Annotated in this window: 12 protein-coding genes, 1 tRNA gene and 1 pseudogene; 7 read left to right on the forward strand and 7 right to left on the reverse strand. The window is 66.4% G+C overall.

What is annotated here, in order from left to right; translation table 11 throughout:
- Positions 1-7 precede the first annotated feature (7 nt).
- Positions 8-81 (forward strand) — tRNA-Lys (locus ACIHFE_RS08650).
- 98 nt (positions 82-179) lie between these two features.
- Positions 180-515, forward strand: a complete 336-nt coding sequence (locus ACIHFE_RS08655) for a hypothetical protein (protein WP_400105101.1) — start codon at positions 180-182, stop codon at positions 513-515.
- Between the two features lie 23 nt (positions 516-538).
- Here ACIHFE_RS08655 and ACIHFE_RS08660 read toward each other — a convergent pair whose 3' ends face one another.
- Complete coding sequence (locus ACIHFE_RS08660; protein ID WP_400105102.1) at positions 539-2323, reverse strand: flavin monoamine oxidase family protein; 1785 nt, start codon at positions 2321-2323, stop codon at positions 539-541.
- Positions 2324-2921: 598 nt separating this feature from the next.
- On the opposite strand from ACIHFE_RS08660, the gene ACIHFE_RS08665 reads away from it, so the two are divergent.
- The 4 genes from ACIHFE_RS08665 to ACIHFE_RS08680 all read left to right on the forward strand — a co-directional run bounded on the left by ACIHFE_RS08665 (position 2922) and on the right by ACIHFE_RS08680 (position 6680).
- A complete protein-coding gene (locus ACIHFE_RS08665; protein WP_400105103.1) occupies positions 2922-3407 on the forward strand; it encodes a hypothetical protein in 486 nt (161 codons plus the stop codon).
- 76 nt (positions 3408-3483) lie between these two features.
- Positions 3484-4959 (forward strand): radical SAM family RiPP maturation amino acid epimerase, encoded by a 1476-nt coding sequence (locus tag ACIHFE_RS08670; protein WP_400105104.1) that lies wholly within the window; start codon positions 3484-3486, stop codon positions 4957-4959.
- Complete coding sequence (locus ACIHFE_RS08675; protein ID WP_400105105.1) at positions 4956-5786, forward strand: colicin immunity domain-containing protein; 831 nt, start codon at positions 4956-4958, stop codon at positions 5784-5786. Before ACIHFE_RS08670 ends, ACIHFE_RS08675 begins: the two co-directional genes overlap by 4 nt.
- A 36-nt stretch (positions 5787-5822) precedes the next feature.
- Positions 5823-6680, forward strand: a complete 858-nt coding sequence (locus ACIHFE_RS08680; RefSeq protein ID WP_400105106.1) for a hypothetical protein — start codon at positions 5823-5825, stop codon at positions 6678-6680.
- 88 nt (positions 6681-6768) lie between these two features.
- Here the strand turns inward: ACIHFE_RS08680 and ACIHFE_RS08685 are convergent.
- From ACIHFE_RS08685 to ACIHFE_RS08695, 3 genes and pseudogenes are all read right to left on the reverse strand, one after another.
- Positions 6769-7604: pseudogene (locus tag ACIHFE_RS08685) on the reverse strand (transposase); the annotation flags it as partial.
- 138 nt (positions 7605-7742) lie between these two features.
- A complete protein-coding gene (locus tag ACIHFE_RS08690) occupies positions 7743-8018 on the reverse strand; it encodes a hypothetical protein (protein WP_400105107.1) in 276 nt (91 codons plus the stop codon).
- A 107-nt stretch (positions 8019-8125) separates the two neighbouring features.
- A complete protein-coding gene (locus ACIHFE_RS08695; RefSeq protein WP_400105108.1) occupies positions 8126-8560 on the reverse strand; it encodes a DUF6228 family protein in 435 nt (144 codons plus the stop codon).
- 87 nt (positions 8561-8647) lie between these two features.
- On the opposite strand from ACIHFE_RS08695, the gene ACIHFE_RS08700 reads away from it, so the two are divergent.
- The gene (locus ACIHFE_RS08700; protein WP_400105109.1) at positions 8648-9232 is read left to right on the forward strand and encodes a transposase; all 585 of its coding nucleotides are present in this window, start codon (positions 8648-8650) and stop codon (positions 9230-9232) included.
- A gap of 176 nt (positions 9233-9408) precedes the next feature.
- Here the strand turns inward: ACIHFE_RS08700 and ACIHFE_RS08705 are convergent, their stop codons facing one another.
- The 3 genes from ACIHFE_RS08705 to ACIHFE_RS08715 form a co-directional block, all read right to left on the reverse strand.
- Positions 9409-10560 carry an FG-GAP-like repeat-containing protein gene (locus ACIHFE_RS08705; protein ID WP_400105110.1) on the reverse strand — a complete coding sequence of 384 codons (1152 nt, stop codon included), beginning with the start codon at positions 10558-10560 and terminating at the stop codon, positions 9409-9411.
- 24 nt (positions 10561-10584) lie between these two features.
- Positions 10585-11952, reverse strand: coding sequence for an FG-GAP-like repeat-containing protein (locus tag ACIHFE_RS08710; protein WP_400105111.1), 1368 nt, complete (start codon positions 11950-11952; stop codon positions 10585-10587).
- 100 nt (positions 11953-12052) lie between these two features.
- Positions 12053-13546 carry an FG-GAP repeat domain-containing protein gene (locus ACIHFE_RS08715; RefSeq protein WP_400105112.1) on the reverse strand — a complete coding sequence of 498 codons (1494 nt, stop codon included), beginning with the start codon at positions 13544-13546 and terminating at the stop codon, positions 12053-12055.
- Positions 13547-14622: the final 1076 nt, after the last annotated feature.

Genomic DNA, 14622 nt, shown 5'->3' on the forward strand with positions numbered 1-14622 from the left:
TCCTGCCGCGCCGCTAGCTCAGTTGGTTAGAGCGGCTGACTCTTAATCAGCAGGTCCGGGGTTCGAGTCCCTGGTGGCGCACGCGTTGTCCAGTGCCCCCGTTACCGTTACCACGGTGACGGGGGCGCTTTTTCTGCGATGCCGATGTATTGCTGACGCACAGCGTGTACGGAGGAACCATGGCCGAACCACGACTGATCCGCGTCATGGCCGACTATGACTGCCATCCGCTGTGGGTACCGGACTTCCCCGAATACAACGTGTCCCCCGACGATCCCCGGCTGTCCCTTTCGCCAGAGCTGGCGCAACGGCTGGACCGCTGGGCGCTGGAGTACGACGGCATTCTCGTCCGGGACGATCCGGCCTCCTCCGCGTTTCCGTCGGAAGAGGCGGAACGCGCCTTCATCGCCACCGGAAAGGCACTCGCCCGGCAACTGGCCCGGGAACGCGGCCCCGCCTGGCGAGTGACCTACTTCGACGAGACGCGCGCCCACCGGGACATCACCCCGGCCTGAGCCGGCAACGACGGCCCAGGGCTTCAGCGCTGGTGAACCTCCAGACACGCCCGCACCGCGCTCTCCAACGCCCCCTCGATCCACGCAGGTTTGAGGCTGGTGTGCTCCCCGGCGAAATGAACGCGCCCCTCCACGGTCCGGGTGGCCAGATGGTGCTCATGCAGCTGGCCCGGGGTGAAGATGGCGGCCTCGCCCAGCGCATAACGGGCCCTGGCCCAGGACTGGGTGGCGCCCACCCCGGTGAACTCCTCGCGGACCTGCGGCCCGAACATCCGGGCAAGGTTATCCAGGGCGAACGCATACCGTTCACCGTTGGTCAGCGAGTCCCACCGCATCGCCTCGTCGGACCAGGTGTAGGAGGCCAGGACGACGCCACCCCGGGACCCTTCCACCACGGACGGGAAATAGGTGAAGCGGTTGGGGTTGTCCGACACACAGCCACCGCCGGTGAATCCCTGCGAACCCTTTTCCCAGAAGCGGTTCTTGAACTCCAGCAGCACCTTTGTGGCCGAGTCATAGTGAAGCTCCGCGACCGCCCGCCGCTTGGCGTAGGACAGCGCGGGCTCGAATTCACAGAACCGCACCGCGGAGAACGGCACCGTGACAATCGCGTAGTCGGCCTCGAAGGTCTCCCGGGGCTTCTCGGGAGCGCCGTCGCAGGACTCCTCGCTCCCCGACTCCGCGGTGGTCTCGACGCGCACCCCGCCATCGGTCTGCACCAGCCGGGTCATCCGGCGGTTGAACCGGATATCCCCCTTGAGCCGGGCCGCCAGGGCATCGGTCAACACCGCCGTGCCGCCCTCCAGTTCCCAGAACCTGGTGGTCGGCGTGATGATGAACCGGTCCATCAGCGTGGGGACCAGCGAATAGTGCAGCCGTGAGGTCACATTCTCCAGCGTGCCCGCCGCCTGGATGTCCGCCAGGCTCCACCCGGCCCGTTCGACCAGATACCGGTGCGTGGAGTAGTCGTCGTACTCATGGATGACCTTGGCCCAGGCGTCGATCTGGCTCTGGATGGAGCCATCCGCGGCCACCGTCACCGGCGCCAGCGCCTTGTCCAGCGCGGCGGACATGGTGGTGCCGACCGAGCTGCCGAAGGACCGGTTGACCTCGGCCGGCGACTTGGCGTACACACCCCGCGCCACCCGGGCGCCATTGACCTGGATGAAGGTGCGCCCCGTCCCCTCCGGCGGGCGGAACGCCGTCTGTTCGCCATTGGTCCAGGTCTGCCCGTTGAACGACTTGTAGACCACCGGCGGCACCTTGCCGGTGGCCTGGGCACCGGGTGCCACATCGGCGTTGTAGAACAGGTGCCGCTTCAGCTTCAGTTTGTCGGCCAGCGCCAGCACCATGGGGTGGAAGTCGGGCAGTCGCATCGCCCCCGCCTCGGCGTGCAGCGCCTTGTCGGAGAACACCCCCTTGAACGTCTTGATGCGGCCGCCGGCCCGATTGGCATTGGCCTCCAGCACGGTGACCCGGTGCCCGGCCTCCTTCAGCAGCAGCGCGGCGGCCATTCCGGCGACTCCGGCACCAACCACCAGAATGTGCTTGGGCTTTGCCGTCTTCGACACCTTCGGCAGCCCGTGATCAATCAGGATGTTCAGATAACGGAGCTTGAGGTCCTCGCCGTCCTCGCCCACCAGCAGCATCTTGCGGGCCAGGTCATGGCTGAGGTCATCCGGCGTTGCGGCGTCCCGCGGCCTGGCCAGGGCGGGGGTGTGCGTCCCCACCGTCAGCGCCCCGGCGCCCAACACGGCTGCGGAGCCAAGGAATCCACGGCGCCCAATGGGGCGCGGAGAAGAAGTCACGCGGCGAAGCTAGGGGCCGATCGCAGCCCGGACCAGTACGGCCCGCATGGCATCCGGCGTGCCGGAACCCGCAGAAGCGATTCCACTTGGCCTCCTCCGGAACGCTCCGGAATGAAGTTCGACGAGTGATCGGCCAACTTGTTGGTAGGCGGCGGAGGTTGCGCGGACCGAACGACGGTCGACGGCCGGCCGGCCCGACAGCGCTCGCCACCACGGAGGGGGAACAGTGTCACCCGGTTCCAGCGACGCAACACCGGCCCGGCCGATCGCCGACCAGTGCCGGTTCTCCCCCAACGCCGCGGTGGAGTTGACCCCGGCGATCGTCCCGGAGCTCGCGTTCCGGTACGAGTCCCCGGCGATGCACGGCGGACCGGCACCGTCCAACGTATGCGGTACACCGGACGGTTCCTGGCCGCCCCCACGCCGAGTCAGCCTGGCCCACGGTGCCTGCCCCTCCCGGCCGGATACGCCGACACTCCCCCGGCCCATGCGGGCAAGGCGTTGCCCTCGGCACCACGCCACGGCTGACCCTCCACCCGCCTCCCCCTGACGCAACACCCAACCGCACATCCACTCCAGTCGAAAGGGTGTAACCAGCATGACCCTCTTGGCCAACCACTCCACCACCGACGAACGCCTCGCCGTGGTCGTCGCGATGGCAATCGCCCGCGCCTGGCAGGACGATGACTACCGCGCCGAACTCATCGCCGGCCCCAAGTCCGTTCTCGCCGAGGAAGGCTTTGACTGCCCGGCCGGCATCGACCTGGAAATCGTCCAGGACACGGCGGAGGCCAAGTACGTCAGCCTGCCCCCGAACGCCGCGGACAGCACCACCGCCATGGCCCTGGTCGAGCAGGCCCTGCCCCTCGAACCCGGCAGAGAACTGCGGCTGGTGCAGAGCACCGACACCAAGTGGTACCTGGTATTGCCGATGCCTCCCACGAGTCTCCAGGCAACGGACACCCCGGAAATACTCCTCGACCGGGCCACCGCCATCGAGAACGGCTGGATCTTCAGCCTGACCAACGTGATCATCATTACGTCGGCGGTCTCGACGACGATCTCCGTCATCACCGCGCTCTGACCCCGCAAAGGGAACTCCGGGGGGCGGCACCGGCCGCTCCCCGGTATCCAGTCGTCTGCCAGGAGAGCGAGAAACCATGTCCCCGCAAGATGACGGCTTCCTTCCACTGCTCGGAAGCCCATCCGGAGTGCCGGCCGACTACCTACACGACGTCGCCTGGACCAAACGAGTGCTGGAGCGATGGATGGTAGACCCCTCATTTCGCCGCCAATTCGAGGAGGACGCGTCCGCAGCCCTCAAGGAGATAGGAGCCCCGCTCACCCCCCAGCAGATCACTCCCCTACTCTGCGGAGACGGCCGGCAAGACGACGCGGCCCCCGAACTCCCCCTCTCCGTAAGGCGCTACCGCGCGTTCATCCAGGAAAAGCTCAACCACCGCAGCCGCCTCCGCGCCCATGGCCAGGACACCGCCGACCGGCGTATGGCCATCTGGCGCCAACGGCAGATGAAACGCTGCAACGGCGAACTCGGCACGGAACGTTCGCAGGCCATCGTGCATGCCCCGGCCACCTTTGAACTCTCCAAGGGCTGCACCGTCGGCTGCTGGTTCTGCGGCGTCGCCGCCCCCAAGTTCGACCACACCTGGCCCTATTCGGAAGAAAACGCCGCACTGTGGCGCGACACCCTTCACACCATGCGGTCGATCGTCGGAGAGCCCATGGGCGATGCCTTCCTCTACTGGGCGACCGACCCCCTCGACAACCCCGACTATGAGCACTACCTCGCCGACTTCCACCACATCCTCGGCCAGTGCCCGCAAACCACCACGGCGATCGGCCACAAGGACGTGGCGCGCACCCGACGCCTGCTGAAGCTCTCCCGTGGTTACGGCTCCCCCGTGGACCGCTTCTCCATCATCTCCATCAGCGCCCTGAACCGCGTCCATGAGGCTTTCACCGCCGAAGAGTTGCTGCATGTCGAGTGCATCCCCCAGAACAAGGGCGCGGCCAAGCCCTATGTGAAATCCAATGCGGGCCGGGCCCGCGAGTTCGCCCACAAACGCGGTGACGAACTGGCCCCGGAGGAATCGAGCTCGACCATCGCCTGCGTCTCCGGCTTCCTCTTCAACATGGTCGACCGCAGCGTCCGGCTGATCACACCCTGCAACGCCTCCGACCGCTGGCCCCTCGGCTACTGGACCCTGGCCCAAGGCACCTTTGACACCGCTCCCGAACTCCACGAACTTATCCACACCATGATTGCCCAGCACATGAGGACCCGGCTGCGCCTCCAGGACCCCGTCCGCCTGCGCTCCGATCTCAAAGTAACGGTCGAAAACGGCGAGTTGCGAGCCACCGCGCTCGGCCAGCGCATGGCGGTGGCCCAGCAGGACCTGGACGACCTGGCCGAGTGCCTGACCCAAGGAATGGCAAGCGCCGAGGACTTCGCGCTACGCCGCCAACGTCGCGCCGGCGTCCCCCTCACCCAGACCTTCGCCTGGCTCAACCGCCTCTTCGACGAGGGCCTGCTGGACGAGGAACCCCAGCCACCCGCCGAGGACTCCCGAGTAATGCTGGGCATGCCGGCCCCGGCGGGGGCCGGGCGGCGGTGATATCGGATCCGGCCTCGCCATCCCTCAACGCCGCACAGCTGACAGCCGCCGCCCTGCTCGACCACCGCTCCTTCAGGCCGGAATGGCTGGCCGAAGGCCCCAAGAAGGCCGCACCCCTCGCCTCCCCTCAACCCGGCATAAACAGACATCTCGCACAACGCCTGGCTTCCGGCGCACGGCACACAGGCCACACATATCTGCTCGCCGCACGCCTGGCAAACGAAGACGCCGAAGCATCAGTGCTCCAGATCCACCCCGACCCGGACTCTCTCCTGACCCAACTCCCCTGCCAGAAGGGCAATTTCCTGCTCACCCTCCCCGACCTCTCCGGAGCCCTGCTGGTAACCGGCCGGCCCTATGCAGTGATCGCCGGTACCCAACAATTCCTGCTCCATGCCCTCCCCGAGGGCGTGGAGCAGGCCGTGGCCAACTTCCACCGATACGCCCGGCGCATCGGCCCGAAGGACCCGGAAGTAGCCGAGGCATCAAAGCTGTTCCGGCTCCACCAGCAGGCTTGGGCGAGCGGGAGCGAGGTCACCGCCGGCTCCGCGACAGCCGAGCAGCTATCGCTCATGGAATCCTTCGCCCACGGAACCATGAACGGCCCCGACTTCGCCACAAGTTGGCTCGCCGCCCGGCGACGCGCCCTCGCCACCAAGGAACGCTTGCGCACATCCCTGGAAAGCATCCTGAACGACGTCTTCTACGCGCTCGACAACTATGCGCCCGACCCGGCCCTCAGGCAGGCCGACGACCTGACCGACGACCAGCTCAAGTCGGTGGTGCACAACGCCCTGGCCATGCTCGACACCTTGGAGCACGGCTGAGCCAAACACCGCACCCCCTCCCGAAGGAGAACCCACATGCTCAAGAAACTAGCCGGCCTCACCCTGACCATCGCCCTCACCGGCACCCTCGGCGCGGCCACAGCGGCCCACGCCGCACCCCGCCCCGCCGAAGGCAAACGCGTCTACAACGGCCTGCAGATCACCTTCAGAACGGACACACCCGAACTCTTCTGCACCCTCGGCGCCGTCGGCACGGACGACCACCAGCGCCATATCGCCATATCCGCCGGCCACTGCCTTGAGCCGGACAAGAAATACTCCGACCGCGAGCTTCCGGACAATGTGCAACCGGTGTACGACCGCAACGACATCGGATTCGGCCCGATCGGCTACGTCCGCTACTACAAGGACCCCGAGGGCTCCCAGACGGGCCATGCCACCAAGGACTACATGGTGATCGAGCTGGTCCCCCAGGTGACCCTCTCCTCCCAGGGCCCGTACCTCAAACAGACCGGCGAGGTGAAGTCCCCCCAGGGACCGGTCAGTCCCAACGCCCTCAACCCCGCCCTCGACACCGAACGGCTGCTCACCACCGGCGACAACGAAATCATCACCTCCGGCCAGAGCGGCGTCTGGTACGGCACCGTCCTCAGCAACGACAACGGCATCTACCAGACACCGGCCCCACACATCCCCCGCGACTCCGGCGGCCCGGTCATCTGGCACGTCCCCGGCACGGATCTGCCCTCCACCGACAACAACTTCCAGGCGGCAGGCCCCTGGGCCGGAATCACCAAGGCCATCACCCTCGAGTGGCCCCCCTTCAACTACACCAGCTCGGCCAACATCCTGGCCGACCTGCGCGCCCGCGAGGCGGCGGATCCGGCGCGCAACATCTTCGGGGCGGGGTTCCAGGTGACGGGCAACCCCTGACGGGCCGCGGCGCCTGAGTGTGAGCTGTCCCCCGTGAGGGAGGCTGGGCTCTGGACCCCAACCGGCCGGACCACCGGTCCCACGCCTATGTGGTGGCCTTGCCGTAGTTGGTGGTGGCGGTGAGCGTGGTGACGACGGGCTCGGGCCAGGTCTCCGACTTGGCGAAGCGGAACTCCGGGCCGTGCTTGGGCGGCCGCCCGCCTTTCGGGTCATAGACCCGGGGCGGCTTCGGCAGCCGCATGACGCGGTCGGAGCAGATCCGGCCCACCACCTCGAGCGGCAGGTCACGCAGCACCCAGGCCAGGCGGGTAACGTCATAGCCGGCATCGGTCACGACCACGATGTCCGGGCCACCAGCCCGCCACTGGCCTGCGGCGATGAGCCGTTCCACGACGGCCCGCAGCTGATCGGCGGTGACGGCGGTCGCACCGTCAGCAGGCCCCAGACGCACCGCGTCAAGGATCGCGGTCCAGGACGTGGCGCCTAACTCCAGCACGGCGACGAATGAGTACGGCCGGCCAGGGATGAACTGCGAGGCCGACTTCGCCCGGCTGTAGACATGGCAGAACAGCCGATCCGGCGAGCATGCGGCATCCGACCGCAGCCATGGCGAAACGTCCACGGCCAGCACCAGCCGGCCATCAGGGAAACGCGGCAGTGGCATCCTCGCCAGCAGCATCCGCAACCGTTCGGTGTCGATCCGGCCGCGGTTGAGCCCGCCGTACATCGCTCCGTGCCCACGACGATGCTCGGGCAGCAACGTCAGGTCCACTGCCGACCGAACCGCCCCGCTGGTGCACAGCACCGCTCCGACAGCTCGAACAGCTCATCACCCCGGGTGGTCAGACACTCGTAGAACTCGCCCTGGAAGCCTGACGCTTGGGCGAACGCTTCCGCCAGGGCGGCTTCAGGCAGCAGACTCAACCTCACGGCCTTCGTTGTGATCAGGCGTGTCCTTGGTCGGAGCACATGATCAAGCGAAGGCCACTTCCACGACCGGCGAATGCCCGTCCGGGCGATCAAGTTCGGGACGGCGTTCGAAACCGACCCTGCAAATCGAGTTCAGAACGGTACAGCCAGCCCAGCCTCGCGCAATTTGAGCAGTGCTCTACCCATGCACTCCGCGACCGAGCCCCCATCAGCCCTCATCCCTTCAGGCAGCGGTCCGCCGCTGGCGGCGAAAGTCCACGCGGGCTGGCCTTCCCGCATACGTTCCGCGTCGACGCGGAGCATTGCCCCCACGCCCTGCTCGCCGAGCCATTCCAGGATGAGTAGCGTCGCATCCTCGACGCCACCGTCCGGGTCCAGCTTGAGCCGCCACCCCTTCACCTGATTCATGGCCACAACCCTACTCAGCATCCCGTGAGGGTCGGTCACGAGTTGTCGAGACGGGCGACCTTAAAGAACAAGCTAAGAGGGTGTCTCACGTGGTGGTGGTGCTTCAGCTACTCGACCGTGCTCGTGAGGAACGTGTGGATCTCGGCGGCGAGGTTTCGCATCTCCTCGCCGGCCGCGTGCACGGTGGTGGTCTCGAAGTGCCACTCCTCGGACGGAGGCCGGTCGTGAATGCCCCATGTCAGGTGGACGTAGCCGCCCGGGCGGTGCGCCGCCGAGATTGTCAGGTCGTGTTCGAGGGAGCGCCAGGAGCGCGCTCCTTCCCAGCCACGGAAGTCCTCGGCCAGCGATGAGAGGAAGGTGTCGAGGCCATCGCCGTCCCATGTCCGCACCAGGGTTTCGATACTCACCCATCGCCCGCGAGCTTTCACGAGGAAGTCGAGTGTGGGGTCGCCCCCGAACGGTCTTGTCGGCTCGGAGAAGAACAGGTGGACCGGTCGCGGTCCGGGGTCTCCCACGCGTACCGCAGGGCCATCTTCGATCATTCGAACAGGTTAGAAGTCGCGGGACTCGATGACCAACTGCTATTCCTTGCGCTGCTCCGGGCCCAGGTTGCAGGCGCCACTTGGGGCATGATCGTCCGCTATGGCTGTGGATCTTGCGAAGGACCTGGTCCCCGATGGGCTGTGGAGGATAGCCGCGCCGTTGATACCGCCGTTCCGACCCAGGCAGTAGGGGGCGGGAAGATGCCGGTGGCGGATCGGAAGGTGTTCACGGCAGTGGTGTACGCGCTGACCAGTGGTTGCGCCTGGCGGTACCTGCCGCCGATGTTCGGCACCTCGCCTGCCACCGCGCATCGCCGTTTCATAGCGTGGACCAAGGCCGGTCTGTGGCGTCGGCTGCACCGGGCGGTCCTGGACGAACTCGGTGCCAGGGGCGAGCTGGACTGGACCTCAGTGATCATTGACGCACGTCCAGTGATCGCCGGTACCCAACAACTCCTGCTCCACACCCTCCCCGAGGGCGTGGAGCAGGCCGTGGCCAACTTCCACCGATACGCCCGGCGCATCGGCCAGGAGATCCCGGAAGTCGTCGATGCATCAAAGCTGTTCCAGCTCCACCAGCAGGCTTGGGCGAGCGGGAGCGAGGTCACTGCCGGCACACCGCGACAGCCGAGCAGCTCTCGCTCATGGAATCCTTCGCCCACGGAACCATGAACGGCCCCGACTTCGCCACGACTTGGCTCGCCGCCCGGACGAGGCATGCTCCTCACCGTGCAGCGCGAGGGCTCTGGTGCGGGTGCGCTCCAGCCGGCTCATGACCTGGCGCAGCATGGCGGAGTCGTGGTGGTGGGTGAGGTTGGCCTCTGACGGCACCACAGGCCGGGGCTGCGTCAGTTGTTGGTCACGCCGGAGGCGACTTGGCCGAGGTTGGTCCAACCGCCGTTGCCATCGCCGCCGTTCCAGAGGTAGACGCGGGAGGCGTTGGTGGTGGGGTCGGTGACGATGTAGTCGGCCTTGCCATCGCCGTTGAAGTCGGCGAACTGGACATCGTCCTGGTCGGCGGTGGCCCCGGTTCCGACCTGGCCGAGGGCCTGCCAACCGCCGTGGCCGTCACCGCCCTTATTCACCCAGACGTTGATCGCGCCGTTGCTGCCAATGGTGGCGTAGTCGGCCTTGTGGTCGCCGTTGAAGTCGGCGAGCTTGACGCGGCTCTGGTCAGTGGCAGACCCAGTGGCGACCTTGCCGAGCGCCTGCCAACCGCCGTGGCCGTCACCGCCCTTGTTCAACCACACCGACATCGAACCGTCGGAGTTGATCACCTCATAGTCGGCCTTGCCATCACCATCGAAGTCCGCGAACCGCACCCGGCTGGGATCCGTGCTGGAGCCAGTGGCAACCTTGCCGAGCGCCTGCCAGCCACCGCGACCGTCACCACCCTTGTTCAACCACACCGACATCGAACCGTCGGAGTTGATCACCTCATAGTCAGCCTTGCCATCACCATCGAAGTCCGCGAACCGCACCCGGCTGGGATCCGTGCTGGACCCGGTGGCAACCTGACCCAGCGCCTGCCAACCACCGCGACCGTCACCACCCTTGTTCAACCAGACCTTGATCGCACCGTTGCTGCCGATGGTGACGTAGTCGGCCTTGCCATCGCCATCGAAGTCCGCGAACCGAACTGTGCTGGGGTAGGGGTTCGCGTGGTCGTCGGCCAGATCCGCGGCGTCCGAGCAACCCCACGCGCCCGGGCCCTGCCCCGCGAGTATCTTCTCGGCGACGAGGATCTGCTGACGCTCCGTCGCCTGGTTGGGGTAGGCCGCATACTGCTGCCCGCCGAAGGCGTCCCAGGTTGACTTGCTGATCTGAAGGCCGCCGTAGTAGCCGTTGCCGGTGTTGATGCTCCAGTCGCCACTGCTCTCGCACTGGGCGACCTTCTCCCATGTTCTGACAGAAGCCGCTTCGGCGCTCGGCCCGCTGAGCAGTGACACCGAAAGCACGCCCAGCCCGAGGCCGCAGATGCTCTTCCAGCGATTCTTCATCGTGCCATTCCTCCGTGGCTTCCTTCAGTTGATGGTGATGTCGGAGGCCACCTGGCCGAGGGAGTTCCAGCCCCCATGGCCGTCACCGCCGTTCCACGCGTAGACGTCGGCCGCGCTCGTGGACGGGTTCGTACGGATGTAGGCCGCGTTGCCGCTTCCGGTGAAGTCGGCGAACTGGACGCTGTTCTGGTCGGTGGTCGTGCCGGTGGCGACCTTGCCGAGCGCCTGCCAACCGCCGTTGCCGTCACCGCGCCTGTTCAGCCACACGGACATCGAGCCGTCGGGGTTGATGACCTCGTAGTCGGCCTTGCCGTCACCGTCGAAATCGGCGAGCTTGACGCGGCTCTGGTCAGTGGTGGCCCCAGTGGTGACCTTGCCAAGCGCCTGCCAACCGCCGTGACCATCACCGCCCTTGTTCAGCCATACCGACATCGAACCGTCGGGGTTGATGACCTCGTAGTCGGCCTTGCCATCGCCGTCGAAATCGGCGAAGCGCACCCGGCTGGGATCGGTGGTAGTCCCGGTGGCCACCTGACCGAGCGCCTGCCAACCGCCCCGGCCGTCACCGCCCTTGTTCACCCAGACGTTGATCGCGCCGTTGCTGCCGACGGTGACGTAGTCGGCCTTGCCGTCACCGTCGAAGTCCGCGAACCGAACCCGACCCGTCCCACCCGAATCACTCGCGGGGCTCAACGGAGCGGCTCCGGTCACCGCGCCGTCGGTGTACGCCTGGTCGAGCGCCGTGAAGAATGTCCGGCCCATACGGGCGTAGCCGCTGTCGTTGGGGTGGAGGCGGTTGGCCATCTCGGCGGAGGTCAGCTCAGGCGGTTCCACGTATCGGAACTTGTTCCCCGCCTGCTCTTCGGCGGACTGCAGCTGCCTGGCTTGGTCGTTGTAGACGGATGGCGGGACCTGCAAGCCCTGGGTGGTCGGGATGACGCCTTGCCTGATCACCGTGACGCCGGGGCGGTCCGTGAAGATCTGGTCGATCAGGGTCTTGAGGCGTTCGGGTGCGTGGGTCGGGTCCGTACTGCGGTCCAGGTCGTTGACGCCAATGTGCAGCAGGACGGCATCCGGCCGGGCCGCGGCCATCCACTGGTCGATGCCTGCCCTGATGCCGTCGATCATGTATCCGGAATGGCCTTCGTGGCTGAGGTCGGGCAGCTGCCCGCTCGCCTGAGAGCCCACGTAGCGAATCGTGTAGCGCGATTGGGCACCAACCAGGTTCCACAGCGGAAGCCGGTAGGACGAGCCGGTCGCACTGCCGGAGCCCGCTGTGATCGAGTCGCCGAGTGGCATCACGCGCAGGGCGGGCTTGGCGGGGCTTACGGCGTGAGCCGACGGTGCGGTCGGCAGCAAGGTCATGGCGGTTGCACCCAGCAGGGCGCTCATGCCAAGGGACAGAATACGTTTCAAAGTTCCCTCACCCTGATGTGGAAATTCATGACGAGGCGGGGGCCTCGCACCGTGCGGACGAGGCCCCCGCGTAGCGTCAGTTGTTGGTCACGCCGGAGGCGACTTGGCCGAGGTTGGTCCATCCGCCGTTGCCGTCGCCGCCGTTCCAGAGGTAGACGCGGGAGGCGTTGGTGGTGGGGTCGGTGACGATGTAGTCGGCCTTGCCATCGCCGTTGAAGTCGGCGAACTGGACATCGTCCTGGTCGGTGGTGGCCCCGGTGCCGACCTGGCCGAGGGTCTGCCAACCGCCGTGGCCGTCGCCGCCCTTGTTCACCCAGACGTTGATCGCGCCGTTGCTGCCGATGGTGGCGTAGTCGGCCTTGTGGTCGCCGTTGAAGTCGGCGAGCTTGACGCGGCTCTGGTCAGTGGTGGAGCCAGTGGCGACCTTGCCGAGCGCCTGCCAACCGCCGTTGCCGTCACCGCCCTTGTTCAACCACACCGACATCGAGCCGTCGGAGTTGATCACCTCATAGTCGGCCTTGCCATCACCATCGAAATCGGCGAGCTTGACGCGGCTCTGGTCAGTGGCAGACCCGGTGGCAACCTTGCCGAGCGCCTGCCAACCGCCGTGGCCATCACCGCCCTTGTTCAACCACACCGACATCGAGCCGTCGGAGTTGATCACCTCATAGTCGGCCTTGCCATCACCATCGAAATCGGCGAAGCGCACCCGGCTGGGATCGGTGGTCGCCCCGGTGGCAACCTGGCCCAGCGCCTGCCAACCGCCCCGGCCGTCACCGCCCTTGTTCAACCAGACCTTGATCGCACCGTTGCTGCCGACGGTAACGTAGTCGGCCTTGCCATCGCCATCGAAGTCCGCGAACCGAACCGCGGCGCTCCCGCTGACGAGGCTGTTGTTGCGGACCGGGTTGAACGTGCCATAGCCCGAAAAGTACGGGTAGGGGATCGTCCGGTGGTGGACGCCGGTTCTGGTGAACTCGTACCCGATGTAGGAACTCTGCGAAGCGTCAGCCCAGTGGTCGAAAATGACGATGTGTCCGTCGTTGCCGGCCGCGTCGTTCAGCAGTGCGTCACCGGGGAGCAAGTCTCCCTTGTCGATCCACGAGGCGACCCCGGACGGCACGAAGCTGGTCGTGTCGAGGCTGTCCTTCTTTCCCCCGTCGCTCAGCTGCCAGGCCATCGAGGCGTATCCCGAACAATCCGTCCGGTATCCCTGGTAAAAGTCGAGCTGACTATACGTAAGGCCGGCGTTGACCCACGAGTCAGCGCGCTCCAGAACCTGTGCCCGGGTCAGTCGTGGCGCGGTCACACTCGAGATGACCGCTTGAGGCGCGACTTGCTGAGCCGTCGACCCGAACTGGGTAATGGGGCCCTGGCCGGCTCCTCCGTAATCGTTGGACGCGGTGGTGCCGGGACCGGTGTTCGTCGGGGCGGCCACAGCCTCCGCGCCCACAGCCGCAGAGCTGCCTATCAATGCGGTGGTGAGCAGCGTGGCCATCGCCGCTCGTCTCAGTGTCGAATGCAGGGCAGCGCCCACGGCTGCCGCGGCAAGCTTGGGAGCACGCTTCATTTCTCGTGGTCCTCTCTTCTGGAATTGAAAAATGTCAGGTGTATTGGTTCATTGATGCGCAACACCGCGCTCGCCCTGGCGAGTTGGCTGTTCCTTGCAAGGAAGTCCCCCGACCGTGACCAGGTGCCAAGCAGGTTCACTTACTGCTTCCAGCCGACGCCGGCGGTCGCCACCTGGCGTTCCAGCTGCATGGGCGGTGTTTCCCCAGAGGCGCCGGTCGTTGTTGGCGGCCAAGGAATCTGAATAGGGGTAGCCCTTGCATTTCACACAGCCGGATCAGGCCTTGAATGTTCCCGGAGGCGGCCGGCTCCCTATTAGCCTCGTCTTGGCAGCCGCCGGGCGGCACGACCACGCCATTAACGCGTGGCCGCCCCCTTGGGCATAGCCCGTGAGCACTTGCCGTTAATCATCCATCAGTTGGGGGGATGGCGGGGTGAGTACGTGGTTGCGGTCGCCTAGTTGGTGAGCCATACCAGCGGTCCATAAACGCGCGCGATCCGGCGGAGCTGATCGCATAGTCGAGGCTAACCGCCGCAAGCACTTTCCAAATCAACTACTGCTCATCATCGTTGGGCACGACGCGGTGCGCGGCCATCAATCCGCTCTTCAGCCGTGGAAAGACCTCCTCACAGGTTTCGTAGGTTGGGTCCATTCACTCACCCTTTCCCTGCATGGCGGCATACAAGCTCTATACGGGCTCTATATCCGGAACCTGACAAGGGGGCGGCGCTGCCGAGCCCGGCACCACCTGCGGGTCGTGGCTGCTGTCGCCCGGCGACGAAATCATGCGAGCCGACTCGCACAAGAACTGGGCATCGGCAGGGCGTTGCTGCGGATCCACCTCGTAAGCGGGAAGCAGCAGGGCTTGTCTCCGCCAGGCGCGAACTCTCCGAGGGCGGCAATGCAATGACGGTCTATGAGACGGCGCCCTTCGCCTTCCATATTGTCCGGCGCCACCTAGGCCAAGTCCGACGGCCGTTCGGTGTCGATCTCGCGGTCCGGCGCCAAGCCGGTAACCGCCATAGTGGACCGGGGGGGGCGGCGGCGCCTCCGCGTCCTTCTCCGCTGTCCCCGAC

The organism is Streptomyces sp. NPDC052396 (genome assembly GCF_044593195.1).
GTDB lineage: Bacteria > Actinomycetota > Actinomycetes > Streptomycetales > Streptomycetaceae > Streptomyces.

Coding starts and splice junctions, on each gene's coding strand:
- ACIHFE_RS08695 (WP_400105108.1), bottom strand. CDS start 8,560: ATGATCGAAGATGGCCCTGCGGTACGCGTGGGAGACCCCGGACCGCGA.
- ACIHFE_RS08665 (WP_400105103.1), top strand. CDS start 2,922: ATGACCCTCTTGGCCAACCACTCCACCACCGACGAACGCCTCGCCGTG.
- ACIHFE_RS08655 (WP_400105101.1), top strand. CDS start 180: ATGGCCGAACCACGACTGATCCGCGTCATGGCCGACTATGACTGCCAT.
- ACIHFE_RS08710 (WP_400105111.1), bottom strand. CDS start 11,952: ATGAGCGCCCTGCTGGGTGCAACCGCCATGACCTTGCTGCCGACCGCA.
- ACIHFE_RS08690 (WP_400105107.1), bottom strand. CDS start 8,018: ATGAATCAGGTGAAGGGGTGGCGGCTCAAGCTGGACCCGGACGGTGGC.
- ACIHFE_RS08680 (WP_400105106.1), top strand. CDS start 5,823: ATGCTCAAGAAACTAGCCGGCCTCACCCTGACCATCGCCCTCACCGGC.
- ACIHFE_RS08705 (WP_400105110.1), bottom strand. CDS start 10,560: ATGAAGAATCGCTGGAAGAGCATCTGCGGCCTCGGGCTGGGCGTGCTT.
- ACIHFE_RS08670 (WP_400105104.1), top strand. CDS start 3,484: ATGTCCCCGCAAGATGACGGCTTCCTTCCACTGCTCGGAAGCCCATCC.
- ACIHFE_RS08700 (WP_400105109.1), top strand. CDS start 8,648: ATGATCGTCCGCTATGGCTGTGGATCTTGCGAAGGACCTGGTCCCCGA.
- ACIHFE_RS08715 (WP_400105112.1), bottom strand. CDS start 13,546: ATGAAGCGTGCTCCCAAGCTTGCCGCGGCAGCCGTGGGCGCTGCCCTG.